Below are 17411 nucleotides of genomic sequence, written 5' to 3' on the forward strand. Positions count from 1 at the left end.
AATGAACGACGTGAATTGCACCAAAGTCAATGTCAAAAAGAGTATCAATGTGCTAACTATTATTGTTGAATATAGGTTTTTAACCAATGGTTGAATTCAGCTTTCGTACAGGTGATTATGTTATTATTTATCTATTTGTAATAGATGGTTGGGTATTCATATGTGCCGTGGTAATGCAACAGTTGTTAAGGTTCACATCTTAAACAATATAACGGAAGCACAAGTAAAACAGGCTAAGTTTTTTGTTTATGGATATTTCTTTGATAAAGAAAAATTCTATGTCGGAATGACTAACGACTTGGTTACTAGGTATGATGAACATTATCGAGGTGCATATAACAGTAGTGATAGAGGTTGTAACTGCAATGTGAAGTCAGCATTTAAGGCAAATGTACCAAAGGTCTATCTAATTGGCGTAGCGGAAACGAAAAAAGAATGCCAAAATCTTGAAGCTCAAGCTATTTCATTTTACAGTAAAGGCAATCTTAATCATCGAAAAGAAACCCATAAGATTACAGATGAAAAATACTCATTTAATAGATCAGTACATATGTCAATTGAATTTACTGCAAAAAAGAATAAAGATAAATCGCAGATGAATAAATACACTGCAAATGATAGAGAAAGATTGATCTGTAAAATTGTTGGAACACCGCAGCGCAAAAGAGTTCAATGCATAGAAGGGAAGTATAAAGGCTTGTTTGTTAGTTGTTCGAAAAATGAGAGAGAGCTTCATGAACTTGGGGCGAAAGTGTATGTTCGTGCAACGTTGAATGTTTCAGGTAATCAATTAATTGCTCCCGTCACAGATAAATTTATACCAGTTCAATAGTTATTCTTTATGAAATAAATTGCCGCCTAACAAAGGCGGCAATTAGATACTAGGCATTTATTTTTGTTTCATTTCCCGGATATTTTTGCGGCCTCTTCAATCCAAGCGCCTAAATTGTTATATCCATCATCAGATACCCAGTCATATGTTTTATATATTCTGGAAGCATTATAATAATTTCCATCTGTACATTTTATAGAGTGATTATCAAAAGGATTTTTCCCTTTCGAACTAGTTCCTTTGCCAAGACCATTTATATTGTGTATATAGACACCTAAAAGACCATTTCCGCGTTCAATGCTCTTTTCAATCTCATAATTTACCCATGGCCGTTGAGATGTCTTCTCTCCGATTAGAACAACAGTAACTGAAGTGTATTCCAGTTGTTTGTTGATCCATCTTTTTATGGCTAAATCGGTATCTTTTTGAACCTGTTCCCATTCTGCAGCATCCCAAAAACCTGCATCACTCCTTGTAGTTTTGGTTACCCAAGAGTTTCGTACTATTCCAATTCTATTAACGTCACCAGTATAGTGGAAACTAAAAAAAACTCGTCTAGACATATAATATACCTCTTGTTGATTGCGAGATGAATTATTAAAAGTCTCATGATATGAGGTTTCAATAATATTGTATTAAAACTCACTGAGTAAGTTTTTTGATGAACTCGATCAATATTCTAATTTTGCTATTTATACTTGTGTTACTATCAGCCAATTTTTCTAAATACTCTTTTGCCTCATTTGGATTGGAATAGTAGTTATCTATTGAAGATATAATCTTGTCATATATAAATCTTGATGCATGCTCTGTTGCTGCTATTGGAATACATATATTCCCATTGGAATGGGAGATTTCAAATTCTTTAACCATTCCGTCAGCAGAAACAACCACGTCGTCTTTAATTTTATTTCCAAAGATAAAAATTGATATTCCTGCTAGTGAGATCATGTTCTCCCGATATTCACTCCACAAAACTTGGAGATCTTTATTTCCAGTTTTAAATTGAGGGAATGGTCTTAAAACAAGTTGTGATTCGGAATATCTCAAAGGTTTATTGTATATCGCTTCTAATGCACCATTAATAATAGAGCTGCCGACCCCCCATCCAAAACCATTAATTATTCTATAATCATTTTCGATCAGTGTTCTTGATAGTTTATGAATGAACTCTATTGCATCTTGTTTTTGATATGGAGAATATACTTCAGCGCTGCCGGATACAAAAATAGTTTTCTTTTTGAATCGAAATTCAATTTCTTTTAAAATTGCAGTTATCTCACTATAATCATTAATAAGCAAGGTTTTAATACCATATCTTTTAAGGTCATTGATGATCAGTTCCTGCTTCCGAGTATTATAATCTAGTGATGCTTGATCTTGATTTTGTGCATCTCCAAGTATTGGCTTTTTAGTGATGCAATAGTGTTGTTTTTTATCCTCTGAGTATCTAAAGTTTAGTCTGCTTAGAACATAATCTAAATTAGGGTCTGTAAAGCTAAATCCAAGAAATAAAAATGTCTTCGTAGTAAGTTCACCTGTCAGTGCATTTATAAATGGTTCATGTGTTTGATGATATCTTTCATATTGTTCTTTAGTTATTATGGCATCAGTAGGACAAGATACATCGCCATGCATTTTGTATATAACAACATCTCTTTTAGGTTTATTGGTTAGTAATTGTTTAATGTTGTGTTTTATATCTGGGTTTTTTCCTTCGGAGAGAAAAGATCGTTCAAGAAGATCATCATAATTTGTTGTCCATACAGATGATATTGGAAGTCTTGATAAAATTTTATGATTTTCTGTGACTTCAGTACATTCAACAAATTCTTCCAGTATTTTTCTGCAAACCTTTGATTTAGTTCTATTTTCGTTTACATGAAATTGTGCCAATGAAACTAAATCAGATTCTTTATCTATATCTAAGCCTAAGTCGTACGCAATTTCACTTAATAGTTCAGCCCAATTGACGTAGCCAGCTGGAATTGATAATCCTGCTCCCGCAAAGACTGCAGCATTTCCCTCATTTATATCTTTTACATAATCTCTTATAAATATTTCCGTTTCTCGTTCAAATGTCATAGCTAACCCTTAATCTCAATTTCAAATAATTTTGATGATTTAGATATGTAACATTCTCAGTGCTTTTATATTTAAATTACTTTAACCAATCAGATAACTTTGTTGCTGTGTTATTTCTATGATCGTAAACCATCCACAAAGGTTTATGTTCTCCTTGTAGGTTTCCCCATACTATATGTCGATAGAGACCTAAGTATTCTTGTCTAGCCCAAGATTGATCGTGTTCACTTACAGCCGCAGGAAGTAGAGCAACATTACTGGTTAATAGGCTGGAGTCGCCAATACCCAGCTCCCATGGAACCCACTTAGAGTCTTTACTATTTGTTGTCACGAAGAGCACAAATTTCTTAGACCGTTTAATTTGATCTTTAATTATGAATGCTGTTTCTGGATTTGGATTTTCTGGAAGCCTGTCATCTCCTAGATCACAATAAACTGAAGCTCCATGATTTTCTAAAAGCTTAATTACTCCTGGTAGATATTCTGCATCCTTAGAAGAGTGAGATAAAAAAGTATTTTTACTATTTTTTGATGCAACTCGAGACCTTAGTTGCGCTTGCTCATTTAATGTTAGGTTGCTATTAAATTTTTTTAGGTCATTAAATGTTGTGAAACTAACCATTGTATTCCTTAACTATAACGAATTAACTCTGTTTAAATTAGTTACTTAAAAATTTAAGCTACTTTTCCCAATTTCCAGACTCCCTGTCTACTGCTTTTAACCTGCGCAGTCGTATCGCTTATCAAATTGGAAACGCCTCAAACGGATTAGTTGCCAACTGAAGCATGCTATCCAATCGGGTAGGGGGTAAAAAGGGCAATCGGCGCATAATCTGTCCGAGATCAATAAATTAGTCATTGATTGGTTGTTGTTTGTTCGCTTGAGCTGAAAGGGCAGGGTGATACGCCTTTGTCAGCCGGTGTCGAGCTCGTCACTTTTGTCGTGTCGATCACACTTCCCACCCCGTCGTCACCCTCGTCAGAGGTGGCAATTAGCACGTTATCCTTTCTAATTACTTCTTTATTTTCAGTTGGTTGTGAATTTTTATCGCACCCTTGGCCTGTTTTGGTCTGATAAATGCTTTGTGGGGGGCTGGCCGCCTCTTTGCCTGTCGGCGGGCGGCCCGGTGTAACGAACCATTTAGGATCCCTCTCTATGAACAGCTTCGTGATTGCAGATCCCAGTCTCTGTATTGGGTGTCGTACCTGTGAGGTGGCCTGCGCCGTTTCACACCAGTCAGGGTCTTGCAGCGGGACCCTTGAGCGGGAGGGCGGCCTGCATCTTGCCATCGAGGATGGACATCTGGTCTCCAAGGACAGTTACTTTCAGCCGCGCCTGAAGGTGATCGTGGGCAGCAAGGTGACCACGCCGGTGCTCTGCCGCCAGTGTGAAGACAAGCCGTGCGCCATGGCCTGCCCGAACAATGCCATCGTCAGCGAGGATGGCTGCGTCAAGGTGTTGCAGGAGCGCTGCATCGGCTGCAAGTCCTGCGTGGTGGCCTGTCCTTACGGTGCCATGGCGGTGGTGCTCAAAGAGGTGCCCCCGACTGCCGATTCGCTCTTCAAGCGTCCGCAGACCAAGGCGCAGGCGCTCAAGTGCGATCTCTGCCGTCACCGCGAGGCGGGCCCGGCCTGTGTCGAGGTGTGTCCGACCCAGGCGCTGCGGCTGGTCACGCCGGAGCATCTTGAAAACCTGAACCGGCAGAAGCAGCTGGCCAGTGCCGAGGCACTGCTGGCGATGCCGGCACGGGTGTGAGCGGGCTTGCCGAGCCGTTTTTCGTTAACAAACAAGAGTGTGAGTCATGAAAAAAGTCATTACCGTGTGCCCCTATTGCGGCACCGGTTGCAAAATCAACCTGCTGGTTGAAAACGACAAGGTGGTGGGGGCCGAAGGCGCCAACGGCCGGACCAACGAGGGGCAGCTCTGCCTCAAGGGCTATTACGGTTGGGATTTTTTGAACGACACCAACCTGCTGACCCCCCGTCTCAAGAGCCCGATGATCCGCCGCGAGCGCGGTGGCAAGTTCGAGGCTGTCTCCTGGGATGAAGCGATCGAGTTCGCCAGCAGCCGTCTGGCTGCCATCAAGGCGAAATATGGCCCGGACGCCATCATGACCACCGGCTCTGCCCGTGGCCCGGGCAATGAAGCCAACTATGTGATGCAGAAATTTGCCCGTGCAGTGATTGGGACGAACAACGTCGACCACTGCGCGAGGGTGTGACACGCACCCTCAGTCTCCGGTCTGGAGACAACTGTAGGCAACGGCGCCATGAGCAACGCCATTCCCGAAATTCAAGAGACCAAGTGCCTGCTGGTGTTTGGTTACAACGCTGCTGACTCTCACCCCATCGTCGCCCGCCATATCCTCAAGGCGAAGGCAAACGGGGCCAAGGTGATTGTGTGTGATCCCCGTATGGTGGAGACCGCCCGCATCGCCGATCAGTGGCTGCCGCTCAAAAACGGTTCCAACATGGCGCTGGTTAACGCCTTCGCCAACGTGTTGATCAATGAAGGGCTCTACAACAAGGCCTTTGTCGCCAACTACACCGAAGGGTTCGAGACCTTCAAGGCGACGGTGGCCAAGTACACCCCGGAATATGTGGAGGGGATCACCGGCCTGAAAGCCGCCGATATCCGCGCCGCCATTCGCACCTATGCCGAGTCGCCTGCTTCCATGATCCTGTGGGGCATGGGGGTGACCCAGTACGGTCAGGCAGTGGACGTGGTCAAGGGGCTGGCGGGTCTGGCGCTGCTGACCGGCAACTTCGGTCGCCGTGGCACCGGTTGCGGGCCGGTGCGCGGTCAGAACAACGTGCAGGGCACCTGTGACATGGGGATGCTGCCCCACCAGTTCCCGGGTTATCAGTCGGTGGCCGATCCCGCCATCAGCGCCAAGTTCGCCAAGGCGTGGGGCGTGGAGTCACTCTCCCAAAAGCCCGGCTATCGCCTGACCGAGCTTGGCCACAAGGTGGAGGAGGGCAAGTGCAAGGCCTTCTACATCTTCGGTGAAGATCCGGCCCAGACCGAGGCTGACTTGGGTCAGTTCCGCCGCACTCTGGCGGGGATGGAGCTGGTGATCGTGCAGGATATCTTCATGACCCAGACCGCCGAGATGGCCGACGTCATTCTGCCCGCCACCAGTTGGGGCGAGCACGAAGGGGTCTACAGCTCGGCGGATCGCGGCTTCCAGCGCTTCTACAAGGCGGTGACGCCCCCTGAGAACGTGAAGCCGGACTGGGCCATTTTCTCGTTGATGGCGACCGCCATGGGTTATCCCATGGAGTACCACAACACCGAAGAGATCTGGGACGAGATGCGTGCGCTCTGTCCGCTCTACGCCGGGGTCAGCTACGACAAGATGGCCGATCTCAAGAGCGTGCAGTGGCCCTGTCCGACCGAGGATCACCCGGGCACCAGCACCCTGTTCGAGGGGAATGTGTTCACCACCCCGAGCGGCAAGGGTCAGCTGATTGCCTCCGAGTGGCGGCCGCCGCTGGAGCAGCCCTGTGCCGAGTACCCGCTGGTGCTCTCCACCGTGCGCGAGGTGGGTCACTACTCCTGCCGCTCCATGACCGGCAACTGTTCGGCGCTGCAGACCCTGGCCGATGAGCCGGGCTATGTGCAGATCCACCCGAGCGATGCCAAAAAGCTTGGGGTGAAGGATCAGGCGCTGGTCTGGATCTCGTCGCGCCGTGGCAAGGTGATCACCCGGGCCAACTACAACGACCGGGTCAACGCCGGGGTGGTCTACATGACCTACCAGTGGTGGATCGGGGCCTGCAACGAGCTCACCATCGAGCACGTCGATCCCGTCTCCCACACGCCGGAGTACAAGTACTGCGCGGTGAAGATCGAGCGCATCGACAATCAGCCTGAGGCGGAAGTGTACGTCCAGACTGAATACAGCGCGCTCAAGGCGAAATTGCGCAGCGCAGCCAAAGGCTGATCGCCCTAAAAAAGAGGTTCTGCACAAATAAGGGAACCCGACTCGGATTTATCGAGTCGGGCACCCTTTTATTACCCAAAGAAAGGGGTGTAAATGATGCAACATGAAATTGGTCGCTTATTCGGACTTTTCTATATTGGCACCTATCTGGCGGCGATATTGCTGGGAATAGGTTGCTATATTTGGCGTGACGAGATGATATTTCTGCTCGGCTTCGGTTTTTTCGGCTGTTTTATGGCAGCGCGGCTCGCCATGAGCAGCGTATTTTCTGCCTTGAGTATTTCCAGTGCCTGGCTGATCGGGTTTATCTCCACCACCTTGATCAACGGCTTGCTGTTGGGGGTGATCACCCTGCTGGTCTACCTCACGCACCAGAGCGTCACCGCCGAGCTTGCCGACAACGCCAGCTGGCTGCTGATGGCCTTCCAGAGCCTGTCGGCCCTCTTTATCTTCGGTGGCCTGAAGTGCTGCCACAGCCGGATCATCACCTCGTAAATTGCCGATGGATGGGCAGCAAACGCCATCTCGAAACCCGCAGCCAGCGAAGAGGAGAGGCAGATCTGACAGTTGACGGCGGCCCACTTTTCGGGCGCCTTAATTGAGATCAAGAACTGATGAAATAACCGGTTAAATATGGCCATCAGATATATTAAATCGGATTGTAATGAAATTTGAGCTCATCTATGATGAGTCGCCATTCCAATATATCCCCCGATAACGATGTTACTTTTTGTTGTCGTTCGTTAATAACAACTCTGGAATTGCAACATGCGACAATTTTCGTCACCGCTTTTCTTATTGGCAGCCGCTTTTACGGGTTGCGGCTATTTATTTTGGTGACGGGTACTTGTCGTGATGCGATGGCATGGACAGCCTGACTGGTGACTAAATCGATATAACGTGAGGCCGCAATGCTAAATGTGAGTGCCATCCCCCTGGACGAGATCTCTCCCATCTGGGACGACGGTTTCCTCCTGCTCTCCAAATCCCTCCTGTCGGCCGTGACGCTCGATGATTTTATCCACAAACTCAACAAGATAGATGCCAGCTTCGGCGGCGTGACCCGGGTCAACCTGATCCTCAACATGGGTGCGGACGAGGAGGCCATTTTCTACTTCATGGGACATTCCGGCCCAAAGCATCTGGTCTGCCCCAAGGCAGAGCTGCACCTCTCCCCCCGTCCTACCAAAGAGACCTCGGAACAGGCCATCATTCTCGCTGCCGCCCGCTTTGAGAATCGCTGCCCGGCTCTGGACGACGAAGGGGTCTACGGGGGGCTGCGCTCCTACTGCCAGCTCCCCATCACCACCGCCCGCAGCCACTTGGGTGGAGTCGAGTTTATCAACACCCAGCTCGACAGCTTCACCATGGAGACCCTTGCCAAACTGACCCAGCTGGCGGCCATTATCGCCATTGCGCTGGAGAACGTGCTCGACAAGGAGCGCACCCTGGAGCAGGCCAACTCCCTGCGCCTTGAGCGCGACAGCTGCAAAATTCTGGTGGATGTGACCAACGCGGTGATCAAACTGGTGCGCATCGCCGAGCTGCCCAAGAGTCTGTTTGCCATCCTGCACCACCACTTCGGCATCAGCAGCTTGTGTCTGGCGGAGTACAACGCCACCTCCGACAGCTTCAAAAGCTATCTGGTCAATCAGCACCAGAGCGAGCAGCCGGGCATCATCGATCACTCCTGTTTCGAAAAGAAGTGCCTGCAGGGGGCCCTTGGCCACAGCGAGCCGTTTTTTGTCTATCGCGAACATGGTCACGGTTGCAGCAATCGCTGCCGCTTTACCTCCCAGATCCTGCCGCCCGAGGCCGACAGCTCCTGCATTTTGCCGCTGCGCTATCGGGGCAACCTGCTGGGGGTGTTGATCCTCTCGCACCCCAACGCCGACTTCTTTGCCGATATCGATATCTCTCTGCTGGAGCAGGTGGCGGCACGCACCGCCATTGCCATGAACAACGTGCAGGCCCAGCAGGAGATCTCCAACACCACGGGGGCCCGCGAGAAGACCATTCGCATCAACGAGCCGCAGATGCAGGGGGAGTTCCCCCACATCATCTACCAGAGCGCGGTGATGGAGAGCGTGCTGGAGAAGGTGCGGCTGGTGGCCGAGAGCGACAGCACGGTGCTGATCCTCGGCGAGACCGGTACCGGCAAGGAGCTGATCGCCCAGGCCATTCACGCCCTGAGTGCCCGCCACGACCACGAGATGGTAAAGGTGAACTGCGCCGCCATCCCCACCGGCCTTATCGAGAGCGATCTGTTTGGCCACGAGAAGGGGGCCTTTACCGGTGCCCTGACCCAGCGTATCGGCCGCTTCGAGCGGGCCCACAAGGGCACCCTGTTCCTCGACGAAGTGGGGGATATGCCGCTGGACTTGCAGCCCAAACTCTTGCGGGTATTGCAGGAGCACGAGCTGGAGCGGGTCGGCAACAGCAACCCAATAGCGGTGGATGTGCGGCTGGTGGCCGCCACCAACTGCGATCTGCTCTCCATGGTCAAGAACAAGCGCTTTCGAAGCGATCTCTACTACCGCCTCAATGTCTTTCCCATCGAGCTGCCGCCGCTGCGCGAGCGGCGCGAGGATATTCCGCTGCTGGTCAACTTCTTCATCAAGAAGATTGCCAAGCGGATGCGCCGCACCATCACCTCGATCCCCGCCGATGCCATGAAAATGCTGGTGTCACTCCCATGGTACGGCAATATCCGCGAGCTGGAGAACGTCATCGAGCGCGCCGTGGTGATGACCCGCGGCCATGTGCTCAACCTCTCGCCCGATGAGCTGATGCCACTCAAGGGTTATCACAAGATTGAGACCCTGGTGTATGACGAGCCCGCCACGCCGCTCTTTGCCGAGGAGGGGCCGACCGATGAGCGCGAGGCGATCATCGCGGCCCTGCGCGACTGCAACGGCATAGTCGCTGGCGAGCGGGGGGCAGCCAACCGCCTCGGTATGAAGCGCACCACCTTGCTTTCGAAAATGAAGCGGCTCGGTATTTCAGCCCGAGATCCCGAGATCATTGACGGGGTCGCACCATGAGAGAGGCCATAGAGCTTGAGGCGCGGAGCGAGCTTAGCGAGCAGAGAGAACAGAGCGAACAGAACGAACTGGCCCGCTGCGCCATCCATCGCGAGGTGGTGCACTACCGCGCCGATGCGCTGACCTGCGACAGCGAAATGGCGCTCCCCTCCGAGACGCCGGTGGCGCTGGTCTACAACGGCATCGCCCACAGCGTGATGATGTGCTCGGCCTCCGATCTGGAGGATTTCGCCATCGGGTTTTCGCTATCCGAGGGGATCATCGACAGCCTGCTCGATATCCACGATATCGAGCAGATCGACGGCTGTCAGGGGATTGAGCTGCATATCACGTTGGCCAATCGCTGCGTCCATCGCCTCAAAGAGAAGCGGCGCACCATGGCGGGGCGCACCGGTTGCGGCATCTGTGGCAGCGAGAGTCTGGAGCAGGTGATCCGCACCCAACCAAGCTTGCCCGACAGCCAGCGTCTGGCGGTAGGGCATATCGACAAGGTGCTGAGCGCGCTGCGCCCGCTCCAGCTGCTGGGCCAGCGCACCGGCGCCACCCATGCGGCGGTGCATCTGGACGGGGAAGGCAACATTCTCGCCATTCGCGAGGATGTGGGGCGCCATATTGCGCTGGACAAGCTGGTGGGTCATCTGCAACGCAGCGGTCGGCGGGATGGCGCCATTCTGGTGACCAGCCGCGCCAGCTTCGAGATGGTGCAAAAGTGCGCCAGCGCCGGGGTGGAGATCTTGCTCGCCATCTCCGCCGCCACCGAGCTTGCGGTCGAGCGGGCCGAGCAGACGGGGCTCACCCTGGTGGGCTTTTGCCGCCCTGGGCGGGCCGAGATCTACAGCGGCTGTCAGCGTATTCTGCTTTAAGTGACTGCAAGAGTGAGAGCCTGCTAAAGGGCTTATAAAAACTGGCAATAAAAAAGGGCGGGGAGTGTGACTCCCCGCCCTTGTTGTATCTGCTTCTGTGGCGGATTAGCGCGCCAGCAGGATACGCAGCATGCGGCGCAGCGGCTCGGCGGCGCCCCACAGCAGCTGGTCACCCACGGTGAAGGCGGCCAGATACTCAGGGCCCATATTGAGTTTGCGCAGACGACCCACCGGAATGCTGAGGGTGCCGGTAACGGCCGCCGGAGTCAGCTCGCGGGCTGTGATATCGCGATCATTGGGGATCACTTTTACCCAGTCGTTGTGGGCAGCCAGCAGGGCTTCGATCTCCGCCAGCGGCACATCCTTTTTCAGCTTGATGGTAAAGGCCTGACTGTGGCAGCGCAGGGCGCCGATCCGCACACAGAGACCATCCACCGGAATGACAGCATTCTCGATACCCAAAATCTTGTTGGTTTCGGCCTGACCCTTCCACTCTTCACGGCTCTGGCCGTTGTCGAGCTTGGTGTCGATCCAGGGGATAAGGCCACCGGCCAGCGGCACGCCGAAATTGTCTACCGGCAGGGTGCCGGAGCGGGTCTTCTCGGTGATCTTGCGCTCGATGTCGAGAATGGCGGAGGCGGGATCCGCCAGCTCGACCGCCACTTCGTCACGCAGCATCCCCATCTGGGTGACCAGCTCGCGCATATGGCGGGCACCGCCACCGGAGGCAGCCTGATAGGTCGCCACGCTCACCCACTCCACCAGATCGGCCTTGAACAGGCCACCGAGGGCCAGCAGCATCAGGCTGACGGTGCAGTTGCCGCCAACGAAGGTCTTGATGCCATCGTTCAGGGCCTGCTCGATGACGTCGCCGTTGACCGGATCGAGAATGATGACGGCATCTTTCTCCATCCGCAGGGAGGAGGCGGCGTCAATCCAGTAACCCTGCCAGCCAGCGGCTTTCAGGCGCGGATAGACATCCTTGGTGTAGTCGCCGCCCTGGGCGGTGATGATGATATCCTGCCTGGCCAGCGCCTCGATATCGAAGGCGTCTTGCAGAGTACCGGCATCGACGCCGAAGTTGGGAGCGGCCTCACCGGCCTGGGAGGTGGTGAAGAATGTGGGTTGAATATGGGCGAAATCCTGCTCTTCCTGCATCCGGCTCATCAGAACCGATCCCACCATGCCACGCCAACCGACCAAACCTACTTTTTTCATAATGTCCTACCCTGGATTGCTGCTAAAGAAACTCGCGGTGACACCCGTAACCCCTTGTCTGGCGACGCCTGTTTACAAGCGGTTTACAAGCCATTTAAAAAATATGCGCTGCGAAAAATGCGTCTATCCACATTACGGATTGTGACGGCGGGTGCAAGTCGAATTGCGCAATATTCTGTGCCGTTCGCTGCATTAACCGGCAGCCAGACTACCGCTCAGGCAGACGGGGAGGGAGAAGGTCAACATCAGACGAAAAGGCCACCGTTTTTGGCGGTGGCCTGTCAATAAAGCGGTTGAGAACGTCCTCTGCTGGGCGTAGTTGGCGAGTGAAACAGCCCGACAGCTTAGGCGCTTAGCCGTAACGGGCCAGAGTGAGCCCCTCATCGCTGATGGCGGGCTCGCTGCCGCTGATGAGATCGCACAGAAGCTGACCCGAGCCGGCCGCCATGGTCCAGCCCAGGGTGCCGTGGCCGGTATTGAGCCAGAGGCCGGGAATGGGGCTTGGCCCCACCAGCGGGGTGCCATCCGGAGTCATGGGGCGCAGACCGGTCCAGAACTCGGCTTGGCTGATATCGCCCCCTTCGGGAAAGAGATCGCCCACCACCATCGCCAGGGTGTCGTGGCGTCTGGGGTTGAGAGCGAGGTTGTAGCCCGACAACTCCGCCATGCCGCCGACCCGGATCCGCTCGTCAAAACGGGTGATGGCCACCTTGTAGGTCTCGTCGAGCACGGTACTGCGCGGTGCGGCCTCGGCGTTGATCATCGGCAGGGTGAGGGAGTAGCCCTTGACCGGATAGACAGGCAGCTCCAGCCCGAGCGGGCGCAGCAGCGGCCGCAAAAAGCCGGTGGCATAGCTGCCGAGCGCACAGACGATGGCATCGGCGCGATAGCGCTGCTCGCCTGCCCGCACCGCCACGGCTCGGCCACGGGCTTGCTCAATCTCGTCGATATCGCAGTTGAAGACGAACTTGACCCCGAGCTTCTCGGCTTCAAGGGCAAGGGCCTTGGTGAAGCGGAAGCAGTCGCCGGTCTCGTCGCCGGGCAGACGCAAGCCGCCGACGATTTTGCCGCGCACCCGCGCCAGAGCAGGCTCTGCCGCTTCGCAGCCGCTGGCATCAAGGGATTGGTAGGGGACGCCGTATTCCTCCAGCACCTCGATATCGCGCTGACTGGCATCGAGCTGGGACTGGCTTCTAAACAGTTGCAGGGTGCCGAGCTGGCGCCCTTCGTAATCGATGTTGAGCTCGTCGCGCAGCAGCTTCATGCAGTCGCGGCTGTATTCGGCCAGACGCACCATGCGCCCCTTGTTGGTGGCATAGGCGGTCGGAGTGCAGTTGGCGAGCATCTTCAGCATCCAGCGCAGCTGGAAGGGGTCGGCGGTAGGGCGAACCGTGAAGGGGGCATGCTTTTGCAGCATCCATTTGGCCGCCTTGAGCGGGATGCCGGGAGCTGCCCAGGGGGCTGCATAGCCCGGGGATATCTGCCCGGCGTTGGCATGGCTGGTTTCAAGGGCGACGCCCCCTTGTCGCTCCAGCAGGGTCACCTTGTGACCCGCTTTGGCCAGATACCAGGCGCTGGTTACCCCAATCACGCCGCCACCGAGAACCACTATCTCCATATCGTCTTTCCTTAGACTCGTTTTTCTGATGTTTGGTTGATGGAAACCTTGATGTGGCCACCACCATAATCAGCCGCCACAGGATATTCAACCGCTCTGCGCAGGATTGGGATCTCCGTCTGCCTGCCAGTTACGGAGTGGTGTTTGGTGCGATGACGCGCCTGATTGCCAGCGTAAATCGCTGCGCTGTTGTCAGGGGTATGTGTCAGGGGGCATGGCCCGCTTACAGCTGCTCCAGCTGGATTAGGTACTGCTCCGCCGTCGCCAGAATGGCCTGCTGCTGTTCGGCGGCTTGGCCATCCCAGTTGGCATAGGGGAGGGCGAGGCGGGGATTGCCGCCCAGTTTGTCCCGATTGCGCCAGAGAAAGTGCCAGTAGAGGCTGTTGAAGGGGCAACTTCCGTCGCCGTGGCGGGCTTTGACCTGATAGTGGCACCCCTTGCAGTAGTGGCCCATCCGCTCGAGATAGGCGCCGCTGCTGGCGTAGGGCTTGCTGCCCATCAGGCCGCCATCGGCAAACTGGCTCATGCCGCGGGTGTTGGGCAGCTCGACCCACTCGATGGCATCCACATAGATACCGAGATACCACTGATCCACCTCGTCAGGATCAAGCCCTGCCAGCAGGGCAAAGTTGCCGGTCACCATCAGCCGCTGGATATGGTGGGCGTAACCGTGCTCAAGAGACTGGCGAATGGCGTGTCGCACGCAGGCCATCCTGGTTTCGCCACTCCAGAAGAAACCGGGCAGCGGCCGGTTGGCCCCGAGAAAATTGGTCTGCTGGTAGTCGGGCATCTTCTCCCAGTAGAGGGCGCGGACAAACTCGCGCCAGCCGAGGATCTGGCGGATAAAACCCTCGACCTGCGCCAACGTGATGGTGGCCTGATTGGCCTGCCAGTGGGATTCGGCGGCGCGGATCACCTCAAGCGGATGAAGCATCTTGCTGTTGAGGGAAAACGACAGGCGGCTGTGAAACAGACTCCAGCCCCGCTCGCTCAGGGCATCCTGATAGCGGCCAAAGTGAGGCAGGCAGTGGGTGAGAAAATGGGCGAGCAGCTCGCGACTCTGGCGCCTTGTGATGGGCCACGGTAGGGCGCTGGCATCTGCCTCGCCGATGGTGCTGACCCCGTGGCGGGTCAGTATGGCATCAATCTCGCTCACCTCGTTGGCAAAGGTGAGGGGTTCCGGGATCGGCTGACGCTCCGGCAGCTTGGCGCGGTTCTCGTCATCAAAATTCCAGCGCCCGCCAAGGGGTTGGCCGCGCTCATCGAGCAGCACTTGGTATTGCTTTCGCAGGGCGCGGTAGAAGAACTCCATCCGGCTGTGGGGATAGCGCTGCCAGCCATCGCGGGGAGTGAGAAAATGCTCGCTCTCCACCTCGGAGGCAGGGATGGCAAGGCCAGCCGCCCAGCTTTTCAACTGGCTGGCGAGGCGCCACTCATCCGGGCTCTGCCAGGCAAAGCTGCTGGCCTGATGCGCCGCGATTTGGGCTGCCAGTAGGCTGGGCAAGTCGGGACAGCGGGCGCTCTCATCGAGGGTCAGGTAACAGACGCGGTGGCCCGCTTGAGTGAGGGCTGCCGCGAAGGCGCGCATGGCGGCAAAGAAGGCCAACACCTTCTGACGATGGTGGTGGCAGTAGTCGGTCTCCTGACGTAGCTCTGCCATCAGATAGCAGATTGCCGGATCCGGGGTGCGAAACCAGCTGTGACCGGCGTTCAGCTGATCGCCGAGAATCAGGCGCAGCTCCATCAGACTCGCTCCCCCTCAGGTTGCTGGCTGCTGTGACGAGCGTGGCGACAGCGCTCGCTGCAGTAGCGAATCTCCTCCCAGCTGCGCGCCCACTTGCGCCGCCAACTGAAGGGGCGCTGGCAGACGGGGCAGATCTTCTCGGGCAGATGGGGTTTGCGATGCATGATGGCTTCCGGCCCTGGCTGATGGGGGATGTGGCGTGTGGGTAGGGAGAATAACGAAGCGCGGGCGCGTGCGGATCAACCTCACTGCCAGTTTGCCGCGCAGATGCGCACTTTGTGAGCGGGCGCACAGCCCGTCGGTGCGCCCCTTGTTTGCAAATTAACCAGCCGTTAACGTGGCGAGGCTGCCCGTTGGCAGCACCCATCAATGGATCTTGTTGGCCACCAACTGTCTACAACCGATATGGAGGGGAGTGATGCCAATCATGACAACTACGCCCCGGGCAGCTTGCCTGCTCGCCCACTGGTATACCCGGGATCCCATTCTCACCTTCGACTTTCCTCACCGCTGATTGGCGGCACCCGCCGTTTGAATTTGTCAGCCGGACGACCCTGATCGCCCCGGCCTCTTTGCCAATTCTAATTCCAATTTCAAACACACTGGCCCCGCGCCGGTGGGGAGTCTTTTATGCGTCGTATACCCGAGCCGTTTCGTATCAAGATGGTCGAGCCCATCAAACAGACCACTGGCGCCGAGCGCCGTGCCGCCCTCGAGGCCGCTGGCTGGAACCCCTTCCTGCTGCTGGCCGAGGATGTCTATATCGATCTGCTGACCGACAGTGGGACCGGTGCCATGTCCGACCGTCAGTGGGCTGGCATCATGATGGGGGATGAGGCCTATGCGGGCAGCCGCAACTTCGTCGAGCTGGAGCGCACGGTGCGCGAGATTTTTGGTTACCAGCATGTGATGCCCACCCACCAGGGGCGCGGGGCCGAGCAGATCCTCTTCCCCGAGCTGGTCAAGCGCTGCAAGGGCAAGGCGCCTGTCTTTATCTCCAACTACCACTTCGACACCACCAAGGCCCACGTGGAGTTGGCTGGCGCGCGGGCCATCAACCTGCTCACCCCGAAAGCCCTCGATACTACGGCCCCTTATGCCTGGAAGGGGGATTTTGATCTTCCTCGTCTGACCGACTCCATCGAGACCCTGGGGGCCGCCAACGTGGCCGGCATCATCATCACGGTGACCTGCAACAGCGCCGGTGGTCAGCCGGTCTCCATGGCCAATATGGAGGCGGTCTCGGCGCTGGCTCGTCGCCACCAGATTCCGGTGGTGATCGACGCCGCACGCTTCGCCGAGAACGCCTGGTTTATCAAGGAGCGGGATCCGGCCTATGCCAAGTGCAGCATCAAGGAGATAGTGCGCCAGATGTTCGCGCTGGGAGACATCTTCACCATGTCGGCCAAAAAGGACGGGTTGGTCAATATCGGTGGGCTCTGTTGCTTTAAAGAGGATCTCGACTTGTTTCGCGCCGTGCAGGTGCGCTGCGTGGCGATGGAGGGGTTTGTCACCTATGGCGGCCTTGCGGGGCGGGACATGGCGGCGCTTGCCATCGGCCTGCGGGAGGGGATGGATGAGGAGTATCTCACCTATCGCATCAGTCAGGTGGCTTATCTGGGTGAGCGGCTGGCCGAGGCGGGCATCCCGATCCAGACCCCCACCGGCGGTCATGCGGTGTTTGTGGATGCCAAAAAGCTGCTGCCCCATATTCCGGCCGAGCAGTTTCCGGCCCATGCGCTCGCCTGCGAGCTCTATCTGGAAGGGGGCGTGCGCGGGGTGGAGATTGGCTCCTTGTTGCTGGGGCGCGATCCTGCCACTGGCAAGCAGGAGGCGGCGGATTTTGAGTTGCTGCGTCTCACTATTCCGCGCCGGGTCTACACCCGGGATCACATGGACTATGTGGCCGACTGCCTGATCGCGCTGAAAGCGCGGGCCAGCGACATTCGCGGTCTCACCTTTGCCTACGAGCCGCCGCTGCTGCGCCACTTCACTTCGCGGCTAAAACCGGTCTGATCAGCAACCGGTCAGACGGGGTGATCAACCGCGCCAAACTGTGC

General features: G+C 55.0%; 14 protein-coding genes. 7 read left to right on the forward strand and 7 right to left on the reverse strand.

What is annotated here, in order from left to right; genetic code table 11:
* The first annotated feature begins 160 nt into the window (after positions 1-160).
* On the forward strand, positions 161-832 hold the full coding sequence (locus I6L49_RS04600; RefSeq protein WP_216950719.1) for a GIY-YIG nuclease family protein: 672 nt from the start codon (positions 161-163) through the stop codon (positions 830-832).
* A gap of 68 nt (positions 833-900) precedes the next feature.
* Here the strand turns inward: I6L49_RS04600 and I6L49_RS04605 are convergent, their stop codons facing one another.
* The 3 genes from I6L49_RS04605 to I6L49_RS04615 form a co-directional block, all read right to left on the reverse strand.
* On the reverse strand, positions 901-1395 hold the full coding sequence (locus I6L49_RS04605) for a TIR domain-containing protein (protein ID WP_216950720.1): 495 nt from the start codon (positions 1393-1395) through the stop codon (positions 901-903).
* Between the two features lie 79 nt (positions 1396-1474).
* Positions 1475-2917 (reverse strand): SIR2 family protein, encoded by a 1443-nt coding sequence (locus I6L49_RS04610; protein WP_216950721.1) that lies wholly within the window; start codon positions 2915-2917, stop codon positions 1475-1477.
* A gap of 76 nt (positions 2918-2993) precedes the next feature.
* A complete protein-coding gene (locus tag I6L49_RS04615; RefSeq protein ID WP_216950722.1) occupies positions 2994-3539 on the reverse strand; it encodes a toll/interleukin-1 receptor domain-containing protein in 546 nt (181 codons plus the stop codon).
* A 534-nt stretch (positions 3540-4073) separates the two neighbouring features.
* Here I6L49_RS04615 and I6L49_RS04620 point away from each other — a divergent pair.
* The 5 genes from I6L49_RS04620 (at position 4074) to fdhD (ending at position 10771) form a co-directional block, all read left to right on the forward strand.
* On the forward strand, positions 4074-4673 hold the full coding sequence (locus I6L49_RS04620) for a 4Fe-4S dicluster domain-containing protein (protein WP_043850912.1): 600 nt from the start codon (positions 4074-4076) through the stop codon (positions 4671-4673).
* 46 nt (positions 4674-4719) lie between these two features.
* On the forward strand, positions 4720-6864 hold the full coding sequence (gene fdhF / locus I6L49_RS04625; protein WP_184233535.1) for a formate dehydrogenase subunit alpha: 2145 nt from the start codon (positions 4720-4722) through the stop codon (positions 6862-6864).
* A gap of 96 nt (positions 6865-6960) precedes the next feature.
* On the forward strand, positions 6961-7359 hold the full coding sequence (locus I6L49_RS04630; RefSeq protein ID WP_005351584.1) for a hypothetical protein: 399 nt from the start codon (positions 6961-6963) through the stop codon (positions 7357-7359).
* Between the two features lie 416 nt (positions 7360-7775).
* Positions 7776-9908 (forward strand): sigma 54-interacting transcriptional regulator, encoded by a 2133-nt coding sequence (locus I6L49_RS04635; RefSeq protein ID WP_216950723.1) that lies wholly within the window; start codon positions 7776-7778, stop codon positions 9906-9908.
* Complete coding sequence (fdhD, locus tag I6L49_RS04640; protein ID WP_254127540.1) at positions 9905-10771, forward strand: formate dehydrogenase accessory sulfurtransferase FdhD; 867 nt, start codon at positions 9905-9907, stop codon at positions 10769-10771. The genes I6L49_RS04635 and fdhD overlap by 4 nt, the downstream gene beginning before the upstream one ends.
* 105 nt (positions 10772-10876) lie before the next feature.
* On the opposite strand, the gene asd is transcribed toward fdhD, so the two are convergent.
* The 4 genes from asd to I6L49_RS04660 all read right to left on the reverse strand — a co-directional run bounded on the left by asd (position 10877) and on the right by I6L49_RS04660 (position 15515).
* Positions 10877-11989, reverse strand: coding sequence for an aspartate-semialdehyde dehydrogenase (gene asd, locus I6L49_RS04645; RefSeq protein WP_040065702.1), 1113 nt, complete (start codon positions 11987-11989; stop codon positions 10877-10879).
* Between the two features lie 352 nt (positions 11990-12341).
* Positions 12342-13607, reverse strand: coding sequence for a D-amino acid dehydrogenase (locus tag I6L49_RS04650; protein ID WP_216950724.1), 1266 nt, complete (start codon positions 13605-13607; stop codon positions 12342-12344).
* Positions 13608-13830: 223 nt separating this feature from the next.
* A complete protein-coding gene (locus I6L49_RS04655) occupies positions 13831-15351 on the reverse strand; it encodes a cryptochrome/photolyase family protein (RefSeq protein ID WP_216950725.1) in 1521 nt (506 codons plus the stop codon).
* On the reverse strand, positions 15351-15515 hold the full coding sequence (locus tag I6L49_RS04660) for a DUF2256 domain-containing protein (RefSeq protein ID WP_005351594.1): 165 nt from the start codon (positions 15513-15515) through the stop codon (positions 15351-15353). The genes I6L49_RS04655 and I6L49_RS04660 overlap by 1 nt, the downstream gene beginning before the upstream one ends.
* A gap of 466 nt (positions 15516-15981) precedes the next feature.
* On the opposite strand from I6L49_RS04660, the gene I6L49_RS04665 reads away from it, so the two are divergent.
* Entirely contained in the window at positions 15982-17367 is a 1386-nt protein-coding gene (locus tag I6L49_RS04665; RefSeq protein WP_216950726.1) for a tryptophanase, read from the forward strand.
* Positions 17368-17411 lie beyond the last annotated feature (44 nt).

Origin of the sequence: Aeromonas sp. FDAARGOS 1419 (genome assembly GCF_019047045.1) — a bacterium.
GTDB lineage: Bacteria > Pseudomonadota > Gammaproteobacteria > Enterobacterales > Aeromonadaceae > Aeromonas > Aeromonas veronii.

Coding starts and splice junctions, on each gene's coding strand:
- I6L49_RS04620 (WP_043850912.1), top strand. CDS start 4,074: ATGAACAGCTTCGTGATTGCAGATCCCAGTCTCTGTATTGGGTGTCGT.
- asd (WP_040065702.1), bottom strand. CDS start 11,989: ATGAAAAAAGTAGGTTTGGTCGGTTGGCGTGGCATGGTGGGATCGGTT.
- I6L49_RS04660 (WP_005351594.1), bottom strand. CDS start 15,515: ATGCATCGCAAACCCCATCTGCCCGAGAAGATCTGCCCCGTCTGCCAG.
- fdhD (WP_254127540.1), top strand. CDS start 9,905: ATGAGAGAGGCCATAGAGCTTGAGGCGCGGAGCGAGCTTAGCGAGCAG.
- I6L49_RS04610 (WP_216950721.1), bottom strand. CDS start 2,917: ATGACATTTGAACGAGAAACGGAAATATTTATAAGAGATTATGTAAAA.
- I6L49_RS04605 (WP_216950720.1), bottom strand. CDS start 1,395: ATGTCTAGACGAGTTTTTTTTAGTTTCCACTATACTGGTGACGTTAAT.
- I6L49_RS04615 (WP_216950722.1), bottom strand. CDS start 3,539: ATGGTTAGTTTCACAACATTTAATGACCTAAAAAAATTTAATAGCAAC.
- I6L49_RS04600 (WP_216950719.1), top strand. CDS start 161: ATGTGCCGTGGTAATGCAACAGTTGTTAAGGTTCACATCTTAAACAAT.
- I6L49_RS04650 (WP_216950724.1), bottom strand. CDS start 13,607: ATGGAGATAGTGGTTCTCGGTGGCGGCGTGATTGGGGTAACCAGCGCC.
- I6L49_RS04635 (WP_216950723.1), top strand. CDS start 7,776: ATGCTAAATGTGAGTGCCATCCCCCTGGACGAGATCTCTCCCATCTGG.
- I6L49_RS04655 (WP_216950725.1), bottom strand. CDS start 15,351: ATGGAGCTGCGCCTGATTCTCGGCGATCAGCTGAACGCCGGTCACAGC.
- I6L49_RS04665 (WP_216950726.1), top strand. CDS start 15,982: ATGCGTCGTATACCCGAGCCGTTTCGTATCAAGATGGTCGAGCCCATC.
- I6L49_RS04630 (WP_005351584.1), top strand. CDS start 6,961: ATGCAACATGAAATTGGTCGCTTATTCGGACTTTTCTATATTGGCACC.